The organism is Ramlibacter pinisoli (assembly GCF_009758015.1).
Lineage (GTDB): Bacteria > Pseudomonadota > Gammaproteobacteria > Burkholderiales > Burkholderiaceae_C > Ramlibacter > Ramlibacter pinisoli.
The window spans coordinates 1393817-1409656 of record NZ_WSEL01000009.1 but is presented as its reverse complement, the minus strand read 5'-3'; the positions used below and the strand labels follow the sequence as shown (position 1 = coordinate 1409656).

The window sequence follows — 15840 nt, the reverse complement described above, 5'->3', positions numbered from 1 at the left end:
TTGATGGCCCCATCGGCGGCCGGTTGCGGCCGGATGCAGGGCAGGGAGCTGGGCCGTCGACGGCTCCTACAAGGCGCCAGCCCCGCCGCAGACAGACCGGCCCAAGGGCTTCGCGTACGGTCCCGGGCATGGCACGTTTGCTCGACTCCCGGACCCTGGCCGACGACATCCGGCCGCACCTGGTCCCCATGGCCGGCGCCGCGGCGGACCACGATGCCCTGCTGGCGGTCATCGGCAACGCGCGCTTCGTCCTGCTGGGCGAGGCGTCGCATGGCACGCGCGAGTTCTACCGAGAGCGCAGCCGCATCACCCAGCGGCTGGTCGCCGAGCGCGCGGTCACCGCCGTGGTGGTGGAGGCCGACTGGCCGGACGCCTGGCGAGTCAACCGCTACGTGCGCGGGCGCTCCGACGACCGCGATGCGGTGGCCGCGCTCGACGGCTTCCGGCGCTTTCCCGCCTGGATGTGGCGCAATGCCGAGGTGCGCGACTTCGTCGAGTGGCTGCGCGAGTTCAACCGCGGCCGGCCGGGCGGCCAGCAGGTGGGCTTCTACGGCATGGACCTGTACAGCCTGTTCGGCTCGATCCAGGTGGTGCTGCGGTACCTCGACCAGGTCGACCCGCAGGAGGCCCGCCGGGCCCGGGCCCGCTATGGCTGCTTCGACCATGCGGGCGGCGACAGCCAGGCCTACGGCTACGGGGCCAGCCACGGGCTGAGCCCGAGCTGCGAGGACGAGGTCATCCAGCAGCTACGCGACATGAACCGGCTGGCCGCGACGGCGCCGCCGGGCACCGGCCACGACCGCGACGAGCTGTTCTTCGCGCAGCAGAACGCCCGGCTGGTGCGCAACGCCGAGGAGTACTACCGCAGCATGTTCCGCGGCCGGGTGTCGTCCTGGAACCTGCGCGACAACCACATGGTGGAGACCGTGCAGGCGCTGGAGCGCCACCTGGGCGCCGTCGGCACCCCGGCCCGCATGGCCATCTGGGCCCACAACTCGCACCTGGGCGATGCCAGCGCCACCGAGATGGGCGACATCGGCGAATGGAACGTGGGCCAGCTGATGCGCGACCGCCATGGCGCCGATGCGGTACTGGTGGGGTTCAGCACGCACCGGGGCTGGGTCACCGCAGCCGACGACTGGGACGAGCCGGCGCAGCGCATGCGCGTGCGCGACGGCCTGGCCGGCAGCTGGGAAGACGTCTTCCACCAGGTGGGCGAGGAGCGCTTCGTGCTGCCGCTGCGCGGCAACGAGGGGCTGCCGGCCGCCGTCCGCGAGCGCCGCCTGCAGCGGGCGATCGGGGTGATCTACCGGCCGGAGACGGAGCGCATGAGCCACTACTTCCACACCCGCCTGGCCGACCAGTTCGACGCGATGGTCCACATCGACGAGACCGAGGCGCTGGAGGCGCTCGATGCCGGCGGCGTCCGCACCGCGGGCGAGGCCGCCGAGACCTATCCCTCGGGCGTCTGACCCCGTGGCCCTTGCAGCGGCCGCCGTGCGCGCGAGCGCGAGCGCGAGCGCTGGTGCCGGCCCGCCTTGATCTGCATCAATCCCCGGCGTCGGCCGTCCGCCTAGAGTGGGCCGATTCCAAGGAGAGAGAGGGCCCATGTCGATCGAGCTGTATCGAGACGAGCACCACGCGTGCCTGATGTTCACCGACCTCGGCGAAGAGGACGGCCACGCGGTGCAGAGCAACCAGTTCCTCGTCATCGACCACGGCGCGGGCGCGATCATCGACCCGGGCGGCAACCGGGCGTTCAACGAGCTGTTCCTGTCGCTGTCGCGGTTCTTTCCGCCGCAGAACCTGCAGTACATCGTCGCCTCGCACGCCGACCCGGACATCATCGCGTCGCTGGACCGCTGGATGACGTCGACCCGGTCCAAGCTGGTGATCTCGCGCATCTGGGAGCGCTTCGCGCCCCATTTCGCCAAGGTCGGCAAGACCGAGGACCGGGTGATCGGCGTGCCCGACGCCGGCGGCCGCCTGCCGCTCGGGCGCGGCCACCTGTGGCTGCTGCCCGCGCACTTCATGCATTCGGAAGGCAATTTCCACTTCTGGGACCCGGTGAGCCGCATCCTCTTCACCGGCGACCTCGGCGCGTCGCTGGTCAGCGGGGCCGAGGCAGCGAAGCCGGTGCGCGAACTGGCGCCGCACCTGCCGGCGATGGAGGGCTTCCATCGGCGCTACATGGTGTCCAACAAGATCCTGCGCCTGTGGGCCCGCATGGCCCGCCAGCTGGACATCCGCATGATCGTGCCGCAGCACGGCGCCCCCATCGAGGGCCGCCGGGCGATCGCCGACTTCATCGACTGGATCGAGAGCCTGATGTGCGGCGTGGACCTGTTCGACGACCGCGCCTACCAGCTGCCCACGATGGCGATCGATCCGCGTGACCACCGCACCCAGCCGGCGTTGCGGGCCGTGGCCTGACGGCCATCGCCACGGACCGGCACCACCCGGTGCGCCACCGGCCGGCAGCGGCCACCGGAAGTCCAAGGCGTGGAACAGCCGGTGCGTCCCCCTGCGTGAGCGGGCGGCGGCCGGTCTATCGTTGCGGCGATCACGACGATTGACCCGCTGCAACGCCCCGGCCACCCGAGTGCCGGGCCGCGCAGCGCACCGGAGATGCGCATGCTTCGCAAGCTGGACAAGAAGATCGGCACGTTCCTGCTGGCCGCCGGCCTTGCCGCCACGGCCTGGGCCCAAGGGCGGCCGGCGCCCGCGTTCCCGGCCAAGCCGGTGAAGATCATCGTCGCGGCGGCCGCCGGCAGCAGCCCCGACGCCATCGCGCGCACCCTGGCGACCAAGCTCGGGGCCGCCTGGGGCCAGCCGGTGCTGATCGAGAACGTGGCCGGCCTGGGCGGCGTCACCGGCACCGAACGCGCCGCCAAGGCGCCCGCCGACGGCCACACCCTGGTGGTGAGCACCATCGGCGCCATCGCCGTGGCGCCCGGCATGATGGAGAAGATGCCGTACGACCCGGTCCGGGACCTCGCACCGGTCAGCCTCGTGATGTCGATGCCGAACCTGCTGGTGGTGCACCCCTCGGTCCCGGCGACCAACGTGCGCGAGCTCGTCGCGTACGCCCGCCAGAACCCGGGCAAGCTGCGCTACGGCCATCCCGGCTCGGGCACGACGCCGCACCTGTCGGCCGAACTGCTCGGGCAGATGGTGGGCGTGAAGCTGCAGGGCGTGCCGTACAAGTCCAGCGCGCAGATGACGACGGATCTGCTCGGCGGTCACTACGAGGTGCTGTTCCACAACACCTCGGTCGTGCTGCCGCACGCGCGCGCCGGCGCGGCGCGGGTCCTGGGCATCACCAGCGCCGAGCGCAATCCCGCGCAACCCGACATCCCTACCGTGGCCGAGGCCGGCGGGCTGCCGGGTTTCGCGGTCAACGCCTGGTGGGGCCTCTACGCCCCCGCAGGCGTTCCCGGCGAGCTGGTCGCGAAGATCAGCGCCGACGTGGCGGCGGCGCTGGCGCAACCGGACGTGAAGGCCTGGATCGAGCAGCAGGGCGGCGTCGCCGGCGGCGGCACGCCGCAGGCCCTGCGCGCCTTCCAGGCCGCCGAGACGCAGAAGTGGCGCGACCTGGTGAAGGCCGCCAACATCCAGCCCGACTGACGCCCGCGGGCGGGACTTCACGCACCGCCAGCCGTCCTGTCGACCCATCCGCGAAGCCATGGGCGCCATCGCGCAGGCGAGGCGCCGCGCCGCCGCCTGACCGCACCCACGACGACTCCACCATGACGACCCAGGATCCCCACCAGGACATCCGCGATGCCGTGCGCGCGCTGTGCGCCGAATTCCCCGACGAGTACCACCGCCGGGTGGACGAGCAGCGTGCCTACCCGGAGGCATTCGTCGACGCGCTGACCCGCGCGGGCTGGCTGGCCGCGCTGATCCCGCAGGAGTACGGCGGGTCCGGGCTGGGGCTGACCGAGGCCTCCGTGATCATGGAGGAGATCAACCGCTCGGGCGGCAACTCCGGTGCCTGCCACGGCCAGATGTACAACATGGGCACCTTGTTGCGCCACGGCTCGCGGGCGCAGAAGGAGCAGTTCCTGCCGCGCATCGCCAGCGGCGAGTGGCGCCTGCAGACCATGGCCGTGACCGAGCCGACCACCGGCACCGACACGACGAAGATCAAGACCATGGCCGTGCGCAAGGGCGACCGCTACGTGGTCAACGGCCAGAAGGTCTGGATCTCCCGCGTGCAGCACAGCGACTGGATGATCCTGCTGGCCCGCACGACACCGCTGGCGGAAGTCAAGCGCAAGTCCGAGGGCATGTCGATCTTCCTGGTGGACCTGCGCACCGCGCAGCAGCGCGGCCTCACGGTGCGCCCGATCGCGAACATGGTGAACCATGAAACCAACGAGCTGTTCTTCGAGGACCTGGAGGTCCCGGCCGAGCACCTGATCGGCGAGGAGGGGCAGGGCTTCCGCTACATCCTGGACGGGCTGAACGCGGAGCGCACGCTCATCGCCGCCGAGTGCATCGGCGACGGTCACTGGTTCATCGACCGGGTGACGAAATACGCGCGCGAGCGGGTGGTGTTCGGCCGGCCGATCGGCCAGAACCAGGGCGTGCAGTTCCCGATCGCGCAGGCCCACATCGAGGTGCAGGCAGCCAGCCTGATGCGCTACGAGGCGTGCCGCCTGTTCGACGCCGGGCAGCCCTGCGGCCCGCAGGCCAACATGGCCAAGTACCTGGCCGCCAAGGCGAGCTGGGAGGCGGCCGATGCGTGCCTGCAGTTCCACGGCGGCTTCGGCTTCGCCCACGAGTACGACGTGGAACGCAAGTTCCGCGAGACCCGCCTGTACCAGGTGGCGCCGATCTCCACCAACCTCATCCTGTCGCACGTCGCCGAACACGTGCTGGGCCTGCCGCGCTCGTTCTGAGCCGCCGTGCGCGGGCCGGCGCGCATGCGTTGGTCCAACGCGTGGAACGGCGGTTCGCCAGCCCCTTTGCGGCAGCCGGCGCCGCTGACACGATCGGCCTCCTTCAACCGTTGCAGGAGGTGCGTATGGCAGGAATCGTGGGCGTGGTGGGACTGGGGAACATGGGGCGGGGCATTGCCTCGCGGCTGCTCGAGACGGGCCACCAGCTGGCCGTGTTCGACGTGCGCGAGGAAGCGGTGCGGCCGTTCGCCCAGCGCGGGGCGACGGTGGGCGCGTCGCCGCGGGCGGTGGCCGACCTGGCGTCCACCGTGCTGGTGAGCCTGCCGACGCCGGACATCGTCGAGCAGGTCGCGCTCGGCGCCGAGGGGCTGCGCGGCGGCGCGGCGCTCAAGACCTACATCGACTTCTCGACCACCGGCCCGCAGATGGCGCGCAAGGTGGGGGCGGCCTTCGCGCAGGCAGGGGTCCATGCCCTCGATGCACCGGTCACGGGTGCGGTCGCCGGCGCCGCCACCGGCAAGCTGCAGATGATGCTGTCCGGCGACCTCGGCGCCATCGAGGCGGCGCTCCCGCTGCTGAAGAACCTGGGGCACACCGAGATCGTGGGCGACCAGGTCGGCCTGGGCCAGAGCCTGAAGCTGCTGAACAACCTGATGGTCGCGACCTCGATGGCCATCACCGCCGAAGCCACCGTGCTCGGCGTGAAGGCCGGGCTCGACCCGGACGTGATGCTGCGCGTGCTCAATCGCGGCTCGGGCCGCAACATCTGCACCGACGGGCGCTGGCAGGAACACGTGCTCACGCGCAAGTTCGCCAACGGCTTCGCCAACGGCCTCATGCGCAAGGACGTGCGCCTGTGCATGGACATGGCGGAGGCGCTGCAGGTGCCGCTGTGGGTGGGAACGGCCGTCGACCGCCTGTGGATGCAGACCGTGCTGCAGGTCGGAGCCGAGGAGAACTCCACCACCATCGTGCAGACGATCGAGCAGTGGGCCGGCGTCGAGGTGCGCGGGCGCGACACCCCGGCCGGGGCCTGAACGAGCGGCCCACGACAAGTCCAACGGATGGAACGACCGAGGCGCGCGACCTTTCGCACGACACCGGCCCTCACTATCGTCAACGGCACCGTGTGCATCCGGTGAGCACTGGCCCCCAGCCCCCAACCTAGGAGACAACATGACCATCCGATTCGACAGAGCCCGGCGCGCGGGCCTCCTGGCGCTTGCACTGACCTTGCCGGTGGCCGCGGCCGCCGCGGAGATGTGGCGCGCCTACACCTACAACGCGGTGGCCACCGTCACGTCCGTCAAGGGCCTGAACGCCATGCTGGACGCCGTCCACAAGGAGGCCAAGGGCCAGCTGCAGATCCGCCTGCACCTCGGGGGCACGCTGCCGATCACGGCCGCCAACATCACGCAGGCGGTGAGCGACAACGTGGTGCAGATGGGCGACGACGCCTCGTTCGTCGGCAACCTGCCGGTGGGCGGCCTGGTGCGGCTGCCGATGTTCCTGCGCACCCGTGCCGACTTCGAGAAGGCCTGGGACATCGAGGCCGAGTACCTGCGCGCGGAGCTGGCGAAGAAGAACATCGTGCTGCTGGGGCGCTACATCTTCCCGGAGAACGTGTTCTGGTCGAAGAAGAAGATGACCTCGCTGGCGGACATCGCGGGCCAGAAGATCCGCGTCATCTCGCCCGAGCAGGCCGAGTTCATCAAGCTGCTGGGCGGCGTGCCGGTGACCCTGGGCACCTCCGAGGTGGCCGCGGCGCTCGACCGCGGCGTGATCGACGGCGCCCTGACGGCGAGCTCCGGCTACGGCTACGTGTGGCGCGACCTGCTGAAGTACAGCTACCGGCTCAACGTCAGCTTCATCGACTCGCTGATCCTGGTGAACAAGGAGCCCTGGGAGAAGCTGTCGCCGGACCTGCGCGCCTCCATCCAGGGCATCGTCAAGGACCACACCAAGCGGATCACCGACGCCATGGCCGCCGAGGACAGCGACCTGACGAAGAAGCTGGCCGAGGGCGGCATGGTGGTCACCGAGCCCACCCGCGCCGACCTCGCCGAGGCCGAGCGCCGCATCACGCCGTACTGGACCGAGTGGGGCGACAAGCGCCCCGGCGTGAAGGAAGCCCTCCAGAAGGTGCGCACCTCGGTGGGCCGTTGAGATGACGGCCATCGTCGACCGCGCACCCCCGGTGGCGGACACCCTCCTGCCCTCGGAGATCGAGCTGGACAGCGCGGATGCCGACGCCTTCAGCCCCACCGAAGGCCTGGCGGCGGCGGCCTGCCGCCACGTGAGCGAATGGATCGTCGTCGCGCTGGTCGTGATGATGGGCGTGGAGATGGTGGCGCGCACCCTGTTCGGCTGGTCCATCCAGTTCAGCAACGAGGTCGGCGGCTATGCGCTCGTCGCCATCACCTTCCTGTCGCTCGCCTCGGGCCAACTGCTGCACGCCTACCACCGGGTGCATTTCGTCGAGGCCCGCCTGTCGCCGCGCGGCCGCGCCGCCCTGCGGCTGGCCTTCGACCTGGCCTCCGCGCTGGTCGCGTTCGTGCTCGCCGCGGAGATGGTGCGCTTCGAGTGGCTGACGTGGAAGTCCGGCGACGTGGCGGCCACCGAGCTGCTCACCCCGCTGTGGATGCCACGCCTGATCCTGCCCGTGGGCTGCCTGGTGCTGGCCTGGGCCATGCTGCGCACGCTGGCGGGCGACTGGAAGCGGCTGCAGGCCGCCGGGAGGGCGTGATGTTCGGCGAATACCAGATCGTCCTGATCTTCGTGCTGTTCATCGGTCTCCTCGGCGCGGGGATGTCGGTGCCGTTCGCCATCCTGCTGCCGGCGCTGGTGTACCTGTACCTGCAGGGCGGCATCGCGGCCCTGCACGGCCTGGGCATCACGAGCTGGGGCAGCATGGACTCGTACACGCTGACGTCGATCCCGCTGTTCGTCCTGATGGCGGAGCTGCTGCAGCGCAGCGGATTGGGCATGCGGGTGTACGGCGGGTTGTCGCAGCTGGTGCGCCGCGTGCCCGGTGGCCTGCTGCAGACCAACATCGCCGGCTGCGCCGTGTTTGCCGCCGTCAGCGGCTCCAGCATCGCCACCGCGGCATCGATCGGGCAGGTGGCGCTGCCGCAGCTGAAGGCGCGCAACTACGACCCCCGGCTGGCAACCGGGTCGCTGGCGGCGGGCGGGACGCTGGGCATCCTGATCCCGCCCTCGATCGCCATGATCGTGTACGCCACCTTCACCGAGACCTCGGTGGCCAAGCTGTTCATGGCGGGCATCGTGCCGGGCATCGTGCTCACGCTGCTGTTCATGGCCTACCTGGCGGTGGCGGCCGTGCTGCGGCCGGAGATCGCCCCGCGCGAACGCGGCGAGCTGACGCGGGCGATGGTGCTGCGCGCGCTGGTGGACATCGTGCCCTTCATGCTGCTGATCGGCGGCATCATGGGCGCCATCTACACCGGCGTGGCGACGCCCACCGAGGCCGCCGGCGCCGGCTGCCTGTTCGCGCTGGCCCTGGCGCTCACGTTCGGCAGCCTGCCCTGGCGGGCCTTCCTCGACTGCCTCAAGAGCTGCACGCTGACGGTGGCCAACATCCTGTTCATCACGTACGCGGCCTTCATCTTCTCGTACGCGATGAGCTACGGCGGCGTCGGCGAGGAGGTCACGCAGTACATCATCGGGCTGAACCTGAGCAAGCTGGGCTTCTTCTTCGCCCTGCTGGTGCTGTTCACCGTCCTGGGCGCGCTGGTGGAGAGCCTGGGGATGATCGTGATCACCGTGCCGCTGCTCTATCCGCTGCTGGCCAAGTACGGCATCGACCCGGTCTGGTTCGGGATCATCGTGGTGCTGTTCATCGAGATGGGACAGATCACGCCGCCCATCGGCATCAACCTGTTCGTCATCCAGAGCATTGCGCGCGGCAAGCTCTCCGACGTGGTGGTCGGGACCGTCCCGTTCCACCTGCTCATGTTCGTTCTGCTCGGGATGCTGGTCGCCTGGCCGCAACTCGCGCTGTGGCTGCCCGGCCAGGTCTCGGGCCGCTGAAGAAGGAAGGAATCCATGTTCGCACCCCCCGACAAGCTGCGCGCCGAAGTCTTCACGCGCATTCCCGAGCGCTTCCACATGAAGAGCCGCCAGTGCGCCTGGACGCGCACCCAGCTGCACGGCGCCGACACGCCGGTGTTCCTGGAAGGCCCGTCGTTCGACCGCGACGGCAACCTGTGGGTGGTCGACATCCCCTGGGGCCGCATCTTCCGCATCGATCCGCGCGGCGGCGTCGAGCTGGCCGCCGAGTACGACGGCGAGCCCAACGGGCTGAAGTTCCACCCGGACGGCCGGGCCTTCATCACCGACTTCCGTCGCGGGCTGATGGTGATGGATCCCCGCACCGGCCGGGTGGAACCGTACCTGGAGCGGGCGCAGCTGGAATGCTTCAAGGGCTGCAACGACCTGTTCTTCGCGTCGAACGGCGACCTCTACTTCACCGACCAGGGGCTGACCGGGCTGCAGGACGCCAGCGGGCGCCTGTTCCGGCTGAAGCCGGACGGCCGGCTGGACCTCGTGCTCGACGGCATCCCGAGCCCGAACGGCCTGGTGATGAACCTGGACGAAACCGCGGTCTACCTGGCAGCGACCCGGGACAACGCCATCTGGCGCGTGCCGCTGATGGCCGACGGCCGCGCCACCAAGGTCGGCGCCTACATCCGCATGAGCGGCGGCGGCGGCCCCGACGGCATCGCGCTCGATGCCGAGGGCGGGCTGGCGGTGTGCCACGTGGGCTTCGGCGCGGTCTGGATCTTCAGCCCGCGCGGCGAGCCGCAATACCGCATCGAACCCCCGAACGGCGGGCTCACCACGACCAACTGCGCGTACGGCGGCGCGGACGGCAAGACGCTCCACATGATCGAGTCGCGCAGCGGCACCATCTTCACGGCGCGCGTGCCGGTGGCCGGCCGGCCGATGTACTCGCACGCGGCGGGCTGAGATGGCGCTCTCGCAGGCCCACCCGGTCGCCCGCGGCGGGGACGGCGGCGGCACCGGCAGCCTGGACAAGGGCATCCACCTGCTGCGCCTGGTGGCCGAGAAGCCGGACGACGGCTGGCACCTGCGCGAGCTCGCCGCGGCCGGCGGCATGGACGAGCCCGAGGCCCGCCGCATGCTGGACTGCCTGCTGGCGTCGCGCATGGTCCGGCAGCGGTCCGACGCCTGCCGCTACATGCCCGGGCCCCTGATGTTCGAACTCGGGCTGGCACTGCCCGACAGCGCGCGCTTCCAGCGCCGCGCCGAGGCGGTGCTGCGGGCCGTCGCGGACGGGCGCGGCGCCATCGCGCTGCTGGTCCTGCGCAGCGGCAACGACTTCGTCTGCAGCATCCGCGAAGGGCGGGCTGCGCTGCCGCCGCTGGCCAGCGCGCCCGGCACCCGGGCGCCGCTGTTCCTGTCGGCCGGCGGCGTGGCCATCCTGCAGCGCCTGCCGGCCGGCGAGGCGCGCGCCATCCTGGCCGAGAACACCGCGCGCGAGGTCGCGCGGCGCGGCACCGGCCGGCTGGCCGCCCTGGAACGCATGCGCGAGGTGTCGCTGCGCTGCGGCTTCGGCGTGAACGCCGGCGACGTGGTGCCCGGCGTGCACAGCGTCGGCATGGCGCTGCGTGATGCCCGCGGCCAGCCGTTCGCCGCCGTCTGCCTGGTGGGCACCGCGGCCAGCCTGCCGCTGGAGCGCATCGATCCCCTGCGGTCCGAGCTCGAGCACGTGGCGGCGCTGCTGTCCGGCGAGGCCCGGCAGTTCCACATGTGACCCCCCTTCCATCACCATGAACATCCGATCGGCCATCAACCTGGAAGACCTGCGCACGCTGGCGCGCCGCAAGCTGCCGCGCATCGCGTTCGATTTCATCGACGGCGGCGCCGACGACGAGCGCTGCCTGGCCCGCAACCGCGAGGCGTTCGCCCGGCACCAGCTCGTGCCGCGCTACCTGCGCGACGTCAGCCGGCGCGACCAGTCGTCCGTGCTGTTCGGCCGCAGCTACGCCAGCCCGTTCGGCATCTCGCCCACCGGGCTGGCCGGCCTGTGGCGCCCGGGCGCGGACCTGATGCAGGCGCAGGCCGCGCGCGACGCCAACGTGCCCTTCCTGCTGTCCAGCTCCAGCAACGACGCGCTGGAGGAGGTGGTGGCCGCCGCGCCGCAGCACACCTGGTTCCAGATGTACTGCACCAGCGACGAGCGGATCAACGCCGATTTCGTGCGGCGCTCGACCGAGGCCAGGGTGCCGGTGCTGGTGGTGACCGTCGACATCCCGGTCAACTCGAACCGGGAGCGCAACCGGCGCAACGGCTTCTCGCGCCCGTTCCGCATGACGCCCGCCGTGGTGCTGGAGGCCATGGGGCATCCGGCCTGGGTGCTGCGCTACCTGCGCACCGGCGGCATCCCGATGATGCGCAACTGGCAGCCGTATGCGGGGGAGGGCGCCACCGCCGCCCAGGTGGCCGACCTGTTCGGCACCCTGACGCCGGCGCCGATGGTCAACTGGGACACCATCCGCCACATCCGCTCCGCCTGGAAGGGGCCGCTCCTGCTCAAGGGCATCCTGCACCCGCAGGACGCGCGGGAGGCGCAGCGCCTGGGCGTCGACGGCCTGGTGGTGTCGAACCACGGCGGCCGGCAGCTCGACGCCGCGCCGTCGCCGCTGGACATGCTGCCGCGCATCCGCGCCGCGGTCGGCCCCGGCATGACGCTCATCCTCGACAGCGGCGTGCGGCGCGGTTCCGACGTCGTGATCGCGCGCTGCCTCGGAGCCGACGCCTGCATCTTCGGTCGCCCGGTGCTGTACGGCGTCGCGGCGGCCGGGCCGGCCGGAGCCGCGCGCGCCATCCAGATCATCCGCGGCGAGATCGACATGGTCCTGGCGCAGATCGGCTGCCGGTCGTTCGCGGACCTGGACGGCAGCTACCTCGTGGCCGGCCTGCAAGACCCTGTCGGCGCACCAGCGCCCGCCGACGCCGCGCGGTCCCTGGCGCGCGTGGCCTGACCCTTCCCTGCCTCTTTTCGGACTTCCCCATGACGACCAGCGCAACGATGCAACACGACGAGATCGACGTCCAGGACGTCGAGTACCTGCGGCATGGCGACGTGCCGCTCCTGGCCCGCCTGTACCAGCCCCGGGGCCCCGGGCCGTTTCCCCTGGTGGCCGAGATCCACGGCGGCGCCTGGTGCCGCGGCGACCGTCTCGACGAGGACCGGCTGAACCGCGCGCTGGCGCGCAGCGGCATCGCGGTGGCGGCGCTCGACTTCCGCATGCCGCCGGCGGCCGGCTACCCGGCCTCGCTGCAGGACATCCATGCCGGCCTGCGCTGGCTCAAGGCACGGGCCGGGCAGTTGCGCACCCGCACCGACTGGATCGGCGTGCTGGGCCTGTCGAGCGGCGCACACCAGGCGATCCTGGCGGCGATGCGGCCGCGCGACGAACGCTACGCGGCGCTGGCGGCGCCGGACGAAGCCGCCGCCAGTGCCGCGTTCGCGGTGCTCTGCTGGCCCGTCATCGACCCGCTGGGGCGCTACCGCTACGCCCGCGGGTTGAAGGCCGGCGGCCAGCCGTATCCCGACGTGATCGACCGGGTGATTCCCGACCACGAGAAGTACTGGGGCGACGAGGCCGCCATGGCGGAGGGCAACCCGGTGATGGCGCTGGAGCGCGGCGAGCCGGCCGTGCTGCCCCCGGTGCTGTACATCCAGGGCGAGGACGACATCGTCCATCCGCGCGCCCACCTCGACCGCTTCGTCGCCGCCTACCGGCGGGCGGGCGGCGAACTGCGCCTGCGGCTGGTCGCGGGCGAGGCGGAGAGCTTCATCAACCGCAAGCCCGATGCGCCGTCGACGGCGGCAGCCATCGGCGACATCGTCGCGTTCGTGCGGGAGCAGTGCCATGGCTGAGGACCCGACGTTCGGCAACCACGTCGGCGGCCGGTCGGTGCCCGGCGCGGCCGGCCGCCGCTTCACCGCGACCGACCCGAGCAGCGGGCAGCCATGGGGCAGCTTCGTCGACTCCGACGCGCACGACGTGGACGCGGCCGTCCGGGCGGCGGCCGGTGCGTTCGCCGGCGCGTGGGCCCAGCTGTCCGCCACCCGGCGCGGCCGCCTGCTCGGCGCCTGGGGCGAGCTCGTCGCCGCGAACGCCGAGACGATCGCGCGCATGGAGTCGACGCAGAACGGCAAGCTGCTGGCCGAAATGCGGGCGCAGGCCCGTGCCGCGCGCGACTGGCTGCACTACTACGGCGGGCTGGCCGACAAGATCGAGGGCCGGGTCATCCCGCTGGAGCGCGCCTCGGTCCTGAACTACACGCTGCGCGAGCCGCTGGGCGTGGTCGGCGTCATCGTGCCGTGGAACTCGCCGACCTTCCTCACGCTGATGTCCTGCGCGCCGGCCCTGGCGGCCGGCAACACGGTGGTGATCAAGCCGTCGGAGGTGACGTCCGCCTCGGCCTTCGAGCTGGTGCGCCTGGCCGAGGAGGCCGGCATTCCGCCCGGCGTGCTCAACGTGGTGACGGGCGGGGCGGCCGCGGGGGCGGCCCTGGTCGACCACCCGCAGGTGGCCAAGGTCTGCTTCACCGGCAGCGATGCGGCCGGGCGCGCGATCGCCGCCCGCGCCGGTGCGCGGCTGGCCAGCTGCACGCTGGAGCTGGGCGGCAAGAGCCCCAACATCGTGTTCGCGGACGCGCCGGTCGACAACGCGGTCGTCGGCATCCTGTCGGGCATCTTCGCCGCCGCGGGCCAGACCTGCATCGCGGGCTCGCGCGCCTACGTGCACGAGAGCATCTACGGCGCGGTGCTCGACCGGCTGGTGCAGCGCGCGAACTCGATCCGCCTCGGGCATCCGCTGGCGGCGGACACCCAGATGGGCCCGGCGGCCACCACCGCCCAGCTGCGCAAGAACGAGGCCATGGTGGCGCGTGCGCTTGAAGCCGGCGGCCAGCTGGCCTGCGGCGGCCGGCGCGCCGTCGTACCCGGGCTGGAGCAGGGCTTCTTCTTCGAGCCGACCATCGTGCACGGCATGGCACCGGACAACCCCCTGCTGCAGGAGGAGGTGTTCGGGCCGGTGCTGGCCGTCACGTCGTTCCGCAGCGACGACGAGGTCGTCGCCCTGGCCAACGGCACGCGGTTCGGCCTGGCGGCCGGCGTCTGGACGCGCGACTTCGCCCGCGCGCACACCCTGGCCCGGCGCCTGCAGGCCGGCACGGTCTGGATCAACACCTACCGCGCGCTCGCGTTCAACTCGCCCTTCGGCGGCCAGAAGGACAGCGGCCTGGGCCGGGTGAACGGCATCGAGGCCGTCGACCAGTTCCTGCAGACCAAGAGCGTGTGGTGCGAGACCAGCGACGAGATCCAGGATCCGTTCGTCATGAAGGTCTGAGCGCCGCGGCTCCCCACCCCATCCACGAAAGATCCCTGCGCATGATCAAGCTCTCGGTCCTGTACCCGAACGTCCCCGGGGGGCGGTTCGACCTCGACTACTACCGCCGGCACCACCTGGCGTTGCTGAAGGCCCGGCTGGGCGACGCCTGCAAGGGCTACGTGGTGTGCGCCGGTGTCTCGGGCCTGGAGCGGGACTCGGCCGCCCCCTACGTGGCCACCTGCGAGCTGCTGTTCGACTCGCGCGAGGCGTTCGAGCAGGCCTTCCTGCCGCACGGGCCGGCGTTCCGGGCCGACCACCCCAACTACACGGACATCGCGCCCGTGCGCATGGTCAGCGAAGTGGTCGGGTGACCGCCCCACGGTCCGCCCGGCACGGCAAGTTTCAAGCGGTGGAATTTTCGACGCCCGGCCGCGGCGCCCGCGCGCCCGGCCGGCCTATCGTCCCGGGCTGGAGACAATCGGTCCTGCGGTCTGCCGGCCAGGCCCTTGCATGGGAAGCACGATCATGACGAATACCGTCGCCGAACGCGGCCTGCCGGTCGCTGCCAGCTCCGCCCGCGCGGGCACCCAGAGCCTCAGCCGTGGACTGCAGCTGCTGCGCGTGGTGGCGACCCGGCCGAAGATCGGCTGGCGGCTCTCCGACCTGGCCACGGCCTGCAGGCAGGAGAAGGCCACCGTCCACCGCATCCTGGCGCGGCTGGTCGACGAGCGCCTCGTCGTCCAGCGGCCGGGCGACCGCCACTACCTGCCCGGGCCGCTGATGTTCGAACTCGGGCTCGCCTTGCCCGACCATGCCGAGTTCCAGCGCCGCGCCGAGCCACTCGTGCACGCTTTCGCCCGCCGCATGGGCGGCATCTGCCTGCTGCAGTTCCGCAGCGGCAGCGAATACGTCTGCAGCGTGCGGGCCGGCACGCTCAAGCTCACCGGGCTGATGGTGTACGAGGGCACGCGCCGGCCCCTGTTCACTTCGGCCGGCGGCGTCGCCATCCTGCAGACGCTGCCGCCCGGGGAGGCGCACCAGATCCTGCTGGAGAACGTGGCCCATGAAATCGCGCGCCAGGGCACCGGCCGGCTGGCCGCCCTGCAGAAGATGCGCGAGCGCTCCGATTCGTACGGCTTCGGGGTGAATTTCGGCGACGTCGTGCCCGGCTCCTACGCGTTCGGCATGCCGGTGCGCAACACGGCCGGCGAAGCCTTCGCCGCCCTCTGCCTGGTCGGCACGCCCGATCTGCTGGGCGAGCACCGGGTGGAGGAACTGCGGCGCGAGTTGCAGGGGGCGGCGAACGCGCTGGAGGCGCAGGCCCACGATCTCGGCATCTAGGCCAGCGTCCGCAGGGAACCCACAGCTTTCCCATCCCGGGGACGGATCGACAATCGACCGGACAGCAGGCCGGACGCGGCATCGATGCAACGCGGCATGAGAACTTCCGCATGCGCCTGCACCAGTGCGGCGCAGGGTGACCATGTTGGGGCGTAGGACAAAGCCGACTTCACCGGCGCAGGCGCTGCCCATCCGGCGGTCGA

At 71.5% G+C, this 15840-nt stretch carries 15 protein-coding genes; all 15 read left to right on the top strand.

The features are described from left to right. Positions 1–128 precede the first annotated feature (128 nt). The 15 genes from GON04_RS21130 to GON04_RS21060 all read left to right on the top strand — a co-directional run bounded on the left by GON04_RS21130 (position 129) and on the right by GON04_RS21060 (position 15637). Complete coding sequence (locus GON04_RS21130) at positions 129–1472, top strand: erythromycin esterase family protein (RefSeq protein WP_157399967.1); 1344 nt, start codon at positions 129–131, stop codon at positions 1470–1472. A 136-nt stretch (positions 1473–1608) separates the two neighbouring features. Beyond that, entirely contained in the window at positions 1609–2433 is an 825-nt protein-coding gene (locus GON04_RS21125) for an oxygen-binding di-iron domain-containing protein (protein WP_157399966.1), read from the top strand. 201 nt (positions 2434–2634) lie between these two features. After that, positions 2635–3627, top strand: a complete 993-nt coding sequence (locus GON04_RS21120) for a Bug family tripartite tricarboxylate transporter substrate binding protein (protein ID WP_157399965.1) — start codon at positions 2635–2637, stop codon at positions 3625–3627. A 122-nt stretch (positions 3628–3749) separates the two neighbouring features. Further along, the gene (locus GON04_RS21115; RefSeq protein WP_157399964.1) at positions 3750–4907 is read left to right on the top strand and encodes an acyl-CoA dehydrogenase family protein; all 1158 of its coding nucleotides are present in this window, start codon (positions 3750–3752) and stop codon (positions 4905–4907) included. A 125-nt stretch (positions 4908–5032) separates the two neighbouring features. Continuing rightward, the gene (locus tag GON04_RS21110; protein WP_157399963.1) at positions 5033–5944 is read left to right on the top strand and encodes an NAD(P)-dependent oxidoreductase; all 912 of its coding nucleotides are present in this window, start codon (positions 5033–5035) and stop codon (positions 5942–5944) included. Between the two features lie 139 nt (positions 5945–6083). Further along, entirely contained in the window at positions 6084–7073 is a 990-nt protein-coding gene (gene dctP / locus GON04_RS21105; protein ID WP_157399962.1) for a TRAP transporter substrate-binding protein DctP, read from the top strand. A gap of 1 nt (position 7074) precedes the next feature. Beyond that, positions 7075–7653 (top strand): TRAP transporter small permease, encoded by a 579-nt coding sequence (locus GON04_RS21100; RefSeq protein WP_157399961.1) that lies wholly within the window; start codon positions 7075–7077, stop codon positions 7651–7653. Beyond that, positions 7653–8957, top strand: coding sequence for a TRAP transporter large permease (locus GON04_RS21095; protein WP_157399960.1), 1305 nt, complete (start codon positions 7653–7655; stop codon positions 8955–8957). The genes GON04_RS21100 and GON04_RS21095 overlap by 1 nt, the downstream gene beginning before the upstream one ends. Before the next feature lie 15 nt (positions 8958–8972). Further along, positions 8973–9896 carry an SMP-30/gluconolactonase/LRE family protein gene (locus tag GON04_RS21090; protein WP_157399959.1) on the top strand — a complete coding sequence of 308 codons (924 nt, stop codon included), beginning with the start codon at positions 8973–8975 and terminating at the stop codon, positions 9894–9896. 1 nt (position 9897) lies between these two features. Further along, entirely contained in the window at positions 9898–10704 is an 807-nt protein-coding gene (locus tag GON04_RS21085; RefSeq protein WP_157399958.1) for an IclR family transcriptional regulator, read from the top strand. A 16-nt stretch (positions 10705–10720) separates the two neighbouring features. After that, positions 10721–11935 (top strand): alpha-hydroxy acid oxidase, encoded by a 1215-nt coding sequence (locus tag GON04_RS21080; protein WP_157399957.1) that lies wholly within the window; start codon positions 10721–10723, stop codon positions 11933–11935. A 29-nt stretch (positions 11936–11964) separates the two neighbouring features. Then, entirely contained in the window at positions 11965–12837 is an 873-nt protein-coding gene (locus tag GON04_RS21075; RefSeq protein WP_157399956.1) for an alpha/beta hydrolase, read from the top strand. Then, the gene (locus GON04_RS21070) at positions 12830–14314 is read left to right on the top strand and encodes an aldehyde dehydrogenase (protein ID WP_157399955.1); all 1485 of its coding nucleotides are present in this window, start codon (positions 12830–12832) and stop codon (positions 14312–14314) included. Before GON04_RS21075 ends, GON04_RS21070 begins: the two co-directional genes overlap by 8 nt. 41 nt (positions 14315–14355) lie before the next feature. Then, complete coding sequence (locus GON04_RS21065) at positions 14356–14667, top strand: EthD family reductase (RefSeq protein ID WP_157399954.1); 312 nt, start codon at positions 14356–14358, stop codon at positions 14665–14667. A 154-nt stretch (positions 14668–14821) separates the two neighbouring features. Further along, positions 14822–15637, top strand: a complete 816-nt coding sequence (locus GON04_RS21060; protein WP_157399953.1) for an IclR family transcriptional regulator — start codon at positions 14822–14824, stop codon at positions 15635–15637. Positions 15638–15840: the final 203 nt, after the last annotated feature.

Excerpts from the sequence above, each read along its gene's own strand:
- GON04_RS21130 (WP_157399967.1), top strand. The coding sequence starts at position 129 with ATGGCACGTTTGCTCGACTCCCGGACCCTGGCCGACGACATCCGGCCG.
- GON04_RS21125 (WP_157399966.1), top strand. The coding sequence starts at position 1,609 with ATGTCGATCGAGCTGTATCGAGACGAGCACCACGCGTGCCTGATGTTC.
- GON04_RS21120 (WP_157399965.1), top strand. The coding sequence starts at position 2,635 with ATGCTTCGCAAGCTGGACAAGAAGATCGGCACGTTCCTGCTGGCCGCC.
- GON04_RS21115 (WP_157399964.1), top strand. The coding sequence starts at position 3,750 with ATGACGACCCAGGATCCCCACCAGGACATCCGCGATGCCGTGCGCGCG.
- GON04_RS21110 (WP_157399963.1), top strand. The coding sequence starts at position 5,033 with ATGGCAGGAATCGTGGGCGTGGTGGGACTGGGGAACATGGGGCGGGGC.
- dctP (WP_157399962.1), top strand. The coding sequence starts at position 6,084 with ATGACCATCCGATTCGACAGAGCCCGGCGCGCGGGCCTCCTGGCGCTT.
- GON04_RS21100 (WP_157399961.1), top strand. The coding sequence starts at position 7,075 with ATGACGGCCATCGTCGACCGCGCACCCCCGGTGGCGGACACCCTCCTG.
- GON04_RS21095 (WP_157399960.1), top strand. The coding sequence starts at position 7,653 with ATGTTCGGCGAATACCAGATCGTCCTGATCTTCGTGCTGTTCATCGGT.
- GON04_RS21090 (WP_157399959.1), top strand. The coding sequence starts at position 8,973 with ATGTTCGCACCCCCCGACAAGCTGCGCGCCGAAGTCTTCACGCGCATT.
- GON04_RS21085 (WP_157399958.1), top strand. The coding sequence starts at position 9,898 with ATGGCGCTCTCGCAGGCCCACCCGGTCGCCCGCGGCGGGGACGGCGGC.
- GON04_RS21080 (WP_157399957.1), top strand. The coding sequence starts at position 10,721 with ATGAACATCCGATCGGCCATCAACCTGGAAGACCTGCGCACGCTGGCG.
- GON04_RS21075 (WP_157399956.1), top strand. The coding sequence starts at position 11,965 with ATGACGACCAGCGCAACGATGCAACACGACGAGATCGACGTCCAGGAC.
- GON04_RS21070 (WP_157399955.1), top strand. The coding sequence starts at position 12,830 with ATGGCTGAGGACCCGACGTTCGGCAACCACGTCGGCGGCCGGTCGGTG.
- GON04_RS21065 (WP_157399954.1), top strand. The coding sequence starts at position 14,356 with ATGATCAAGCTCTCGGTCCTGTACCCGAACGTCCCCGGGGGGCGGTTC.
- GON04_RS21060 (WP_157399953.1), top strand. The coding sequence starts at position 14,822 with ATGACGAATACCGTCGCCGAACGCGGCCTGCCGGTCGCTGCCAGCTCC.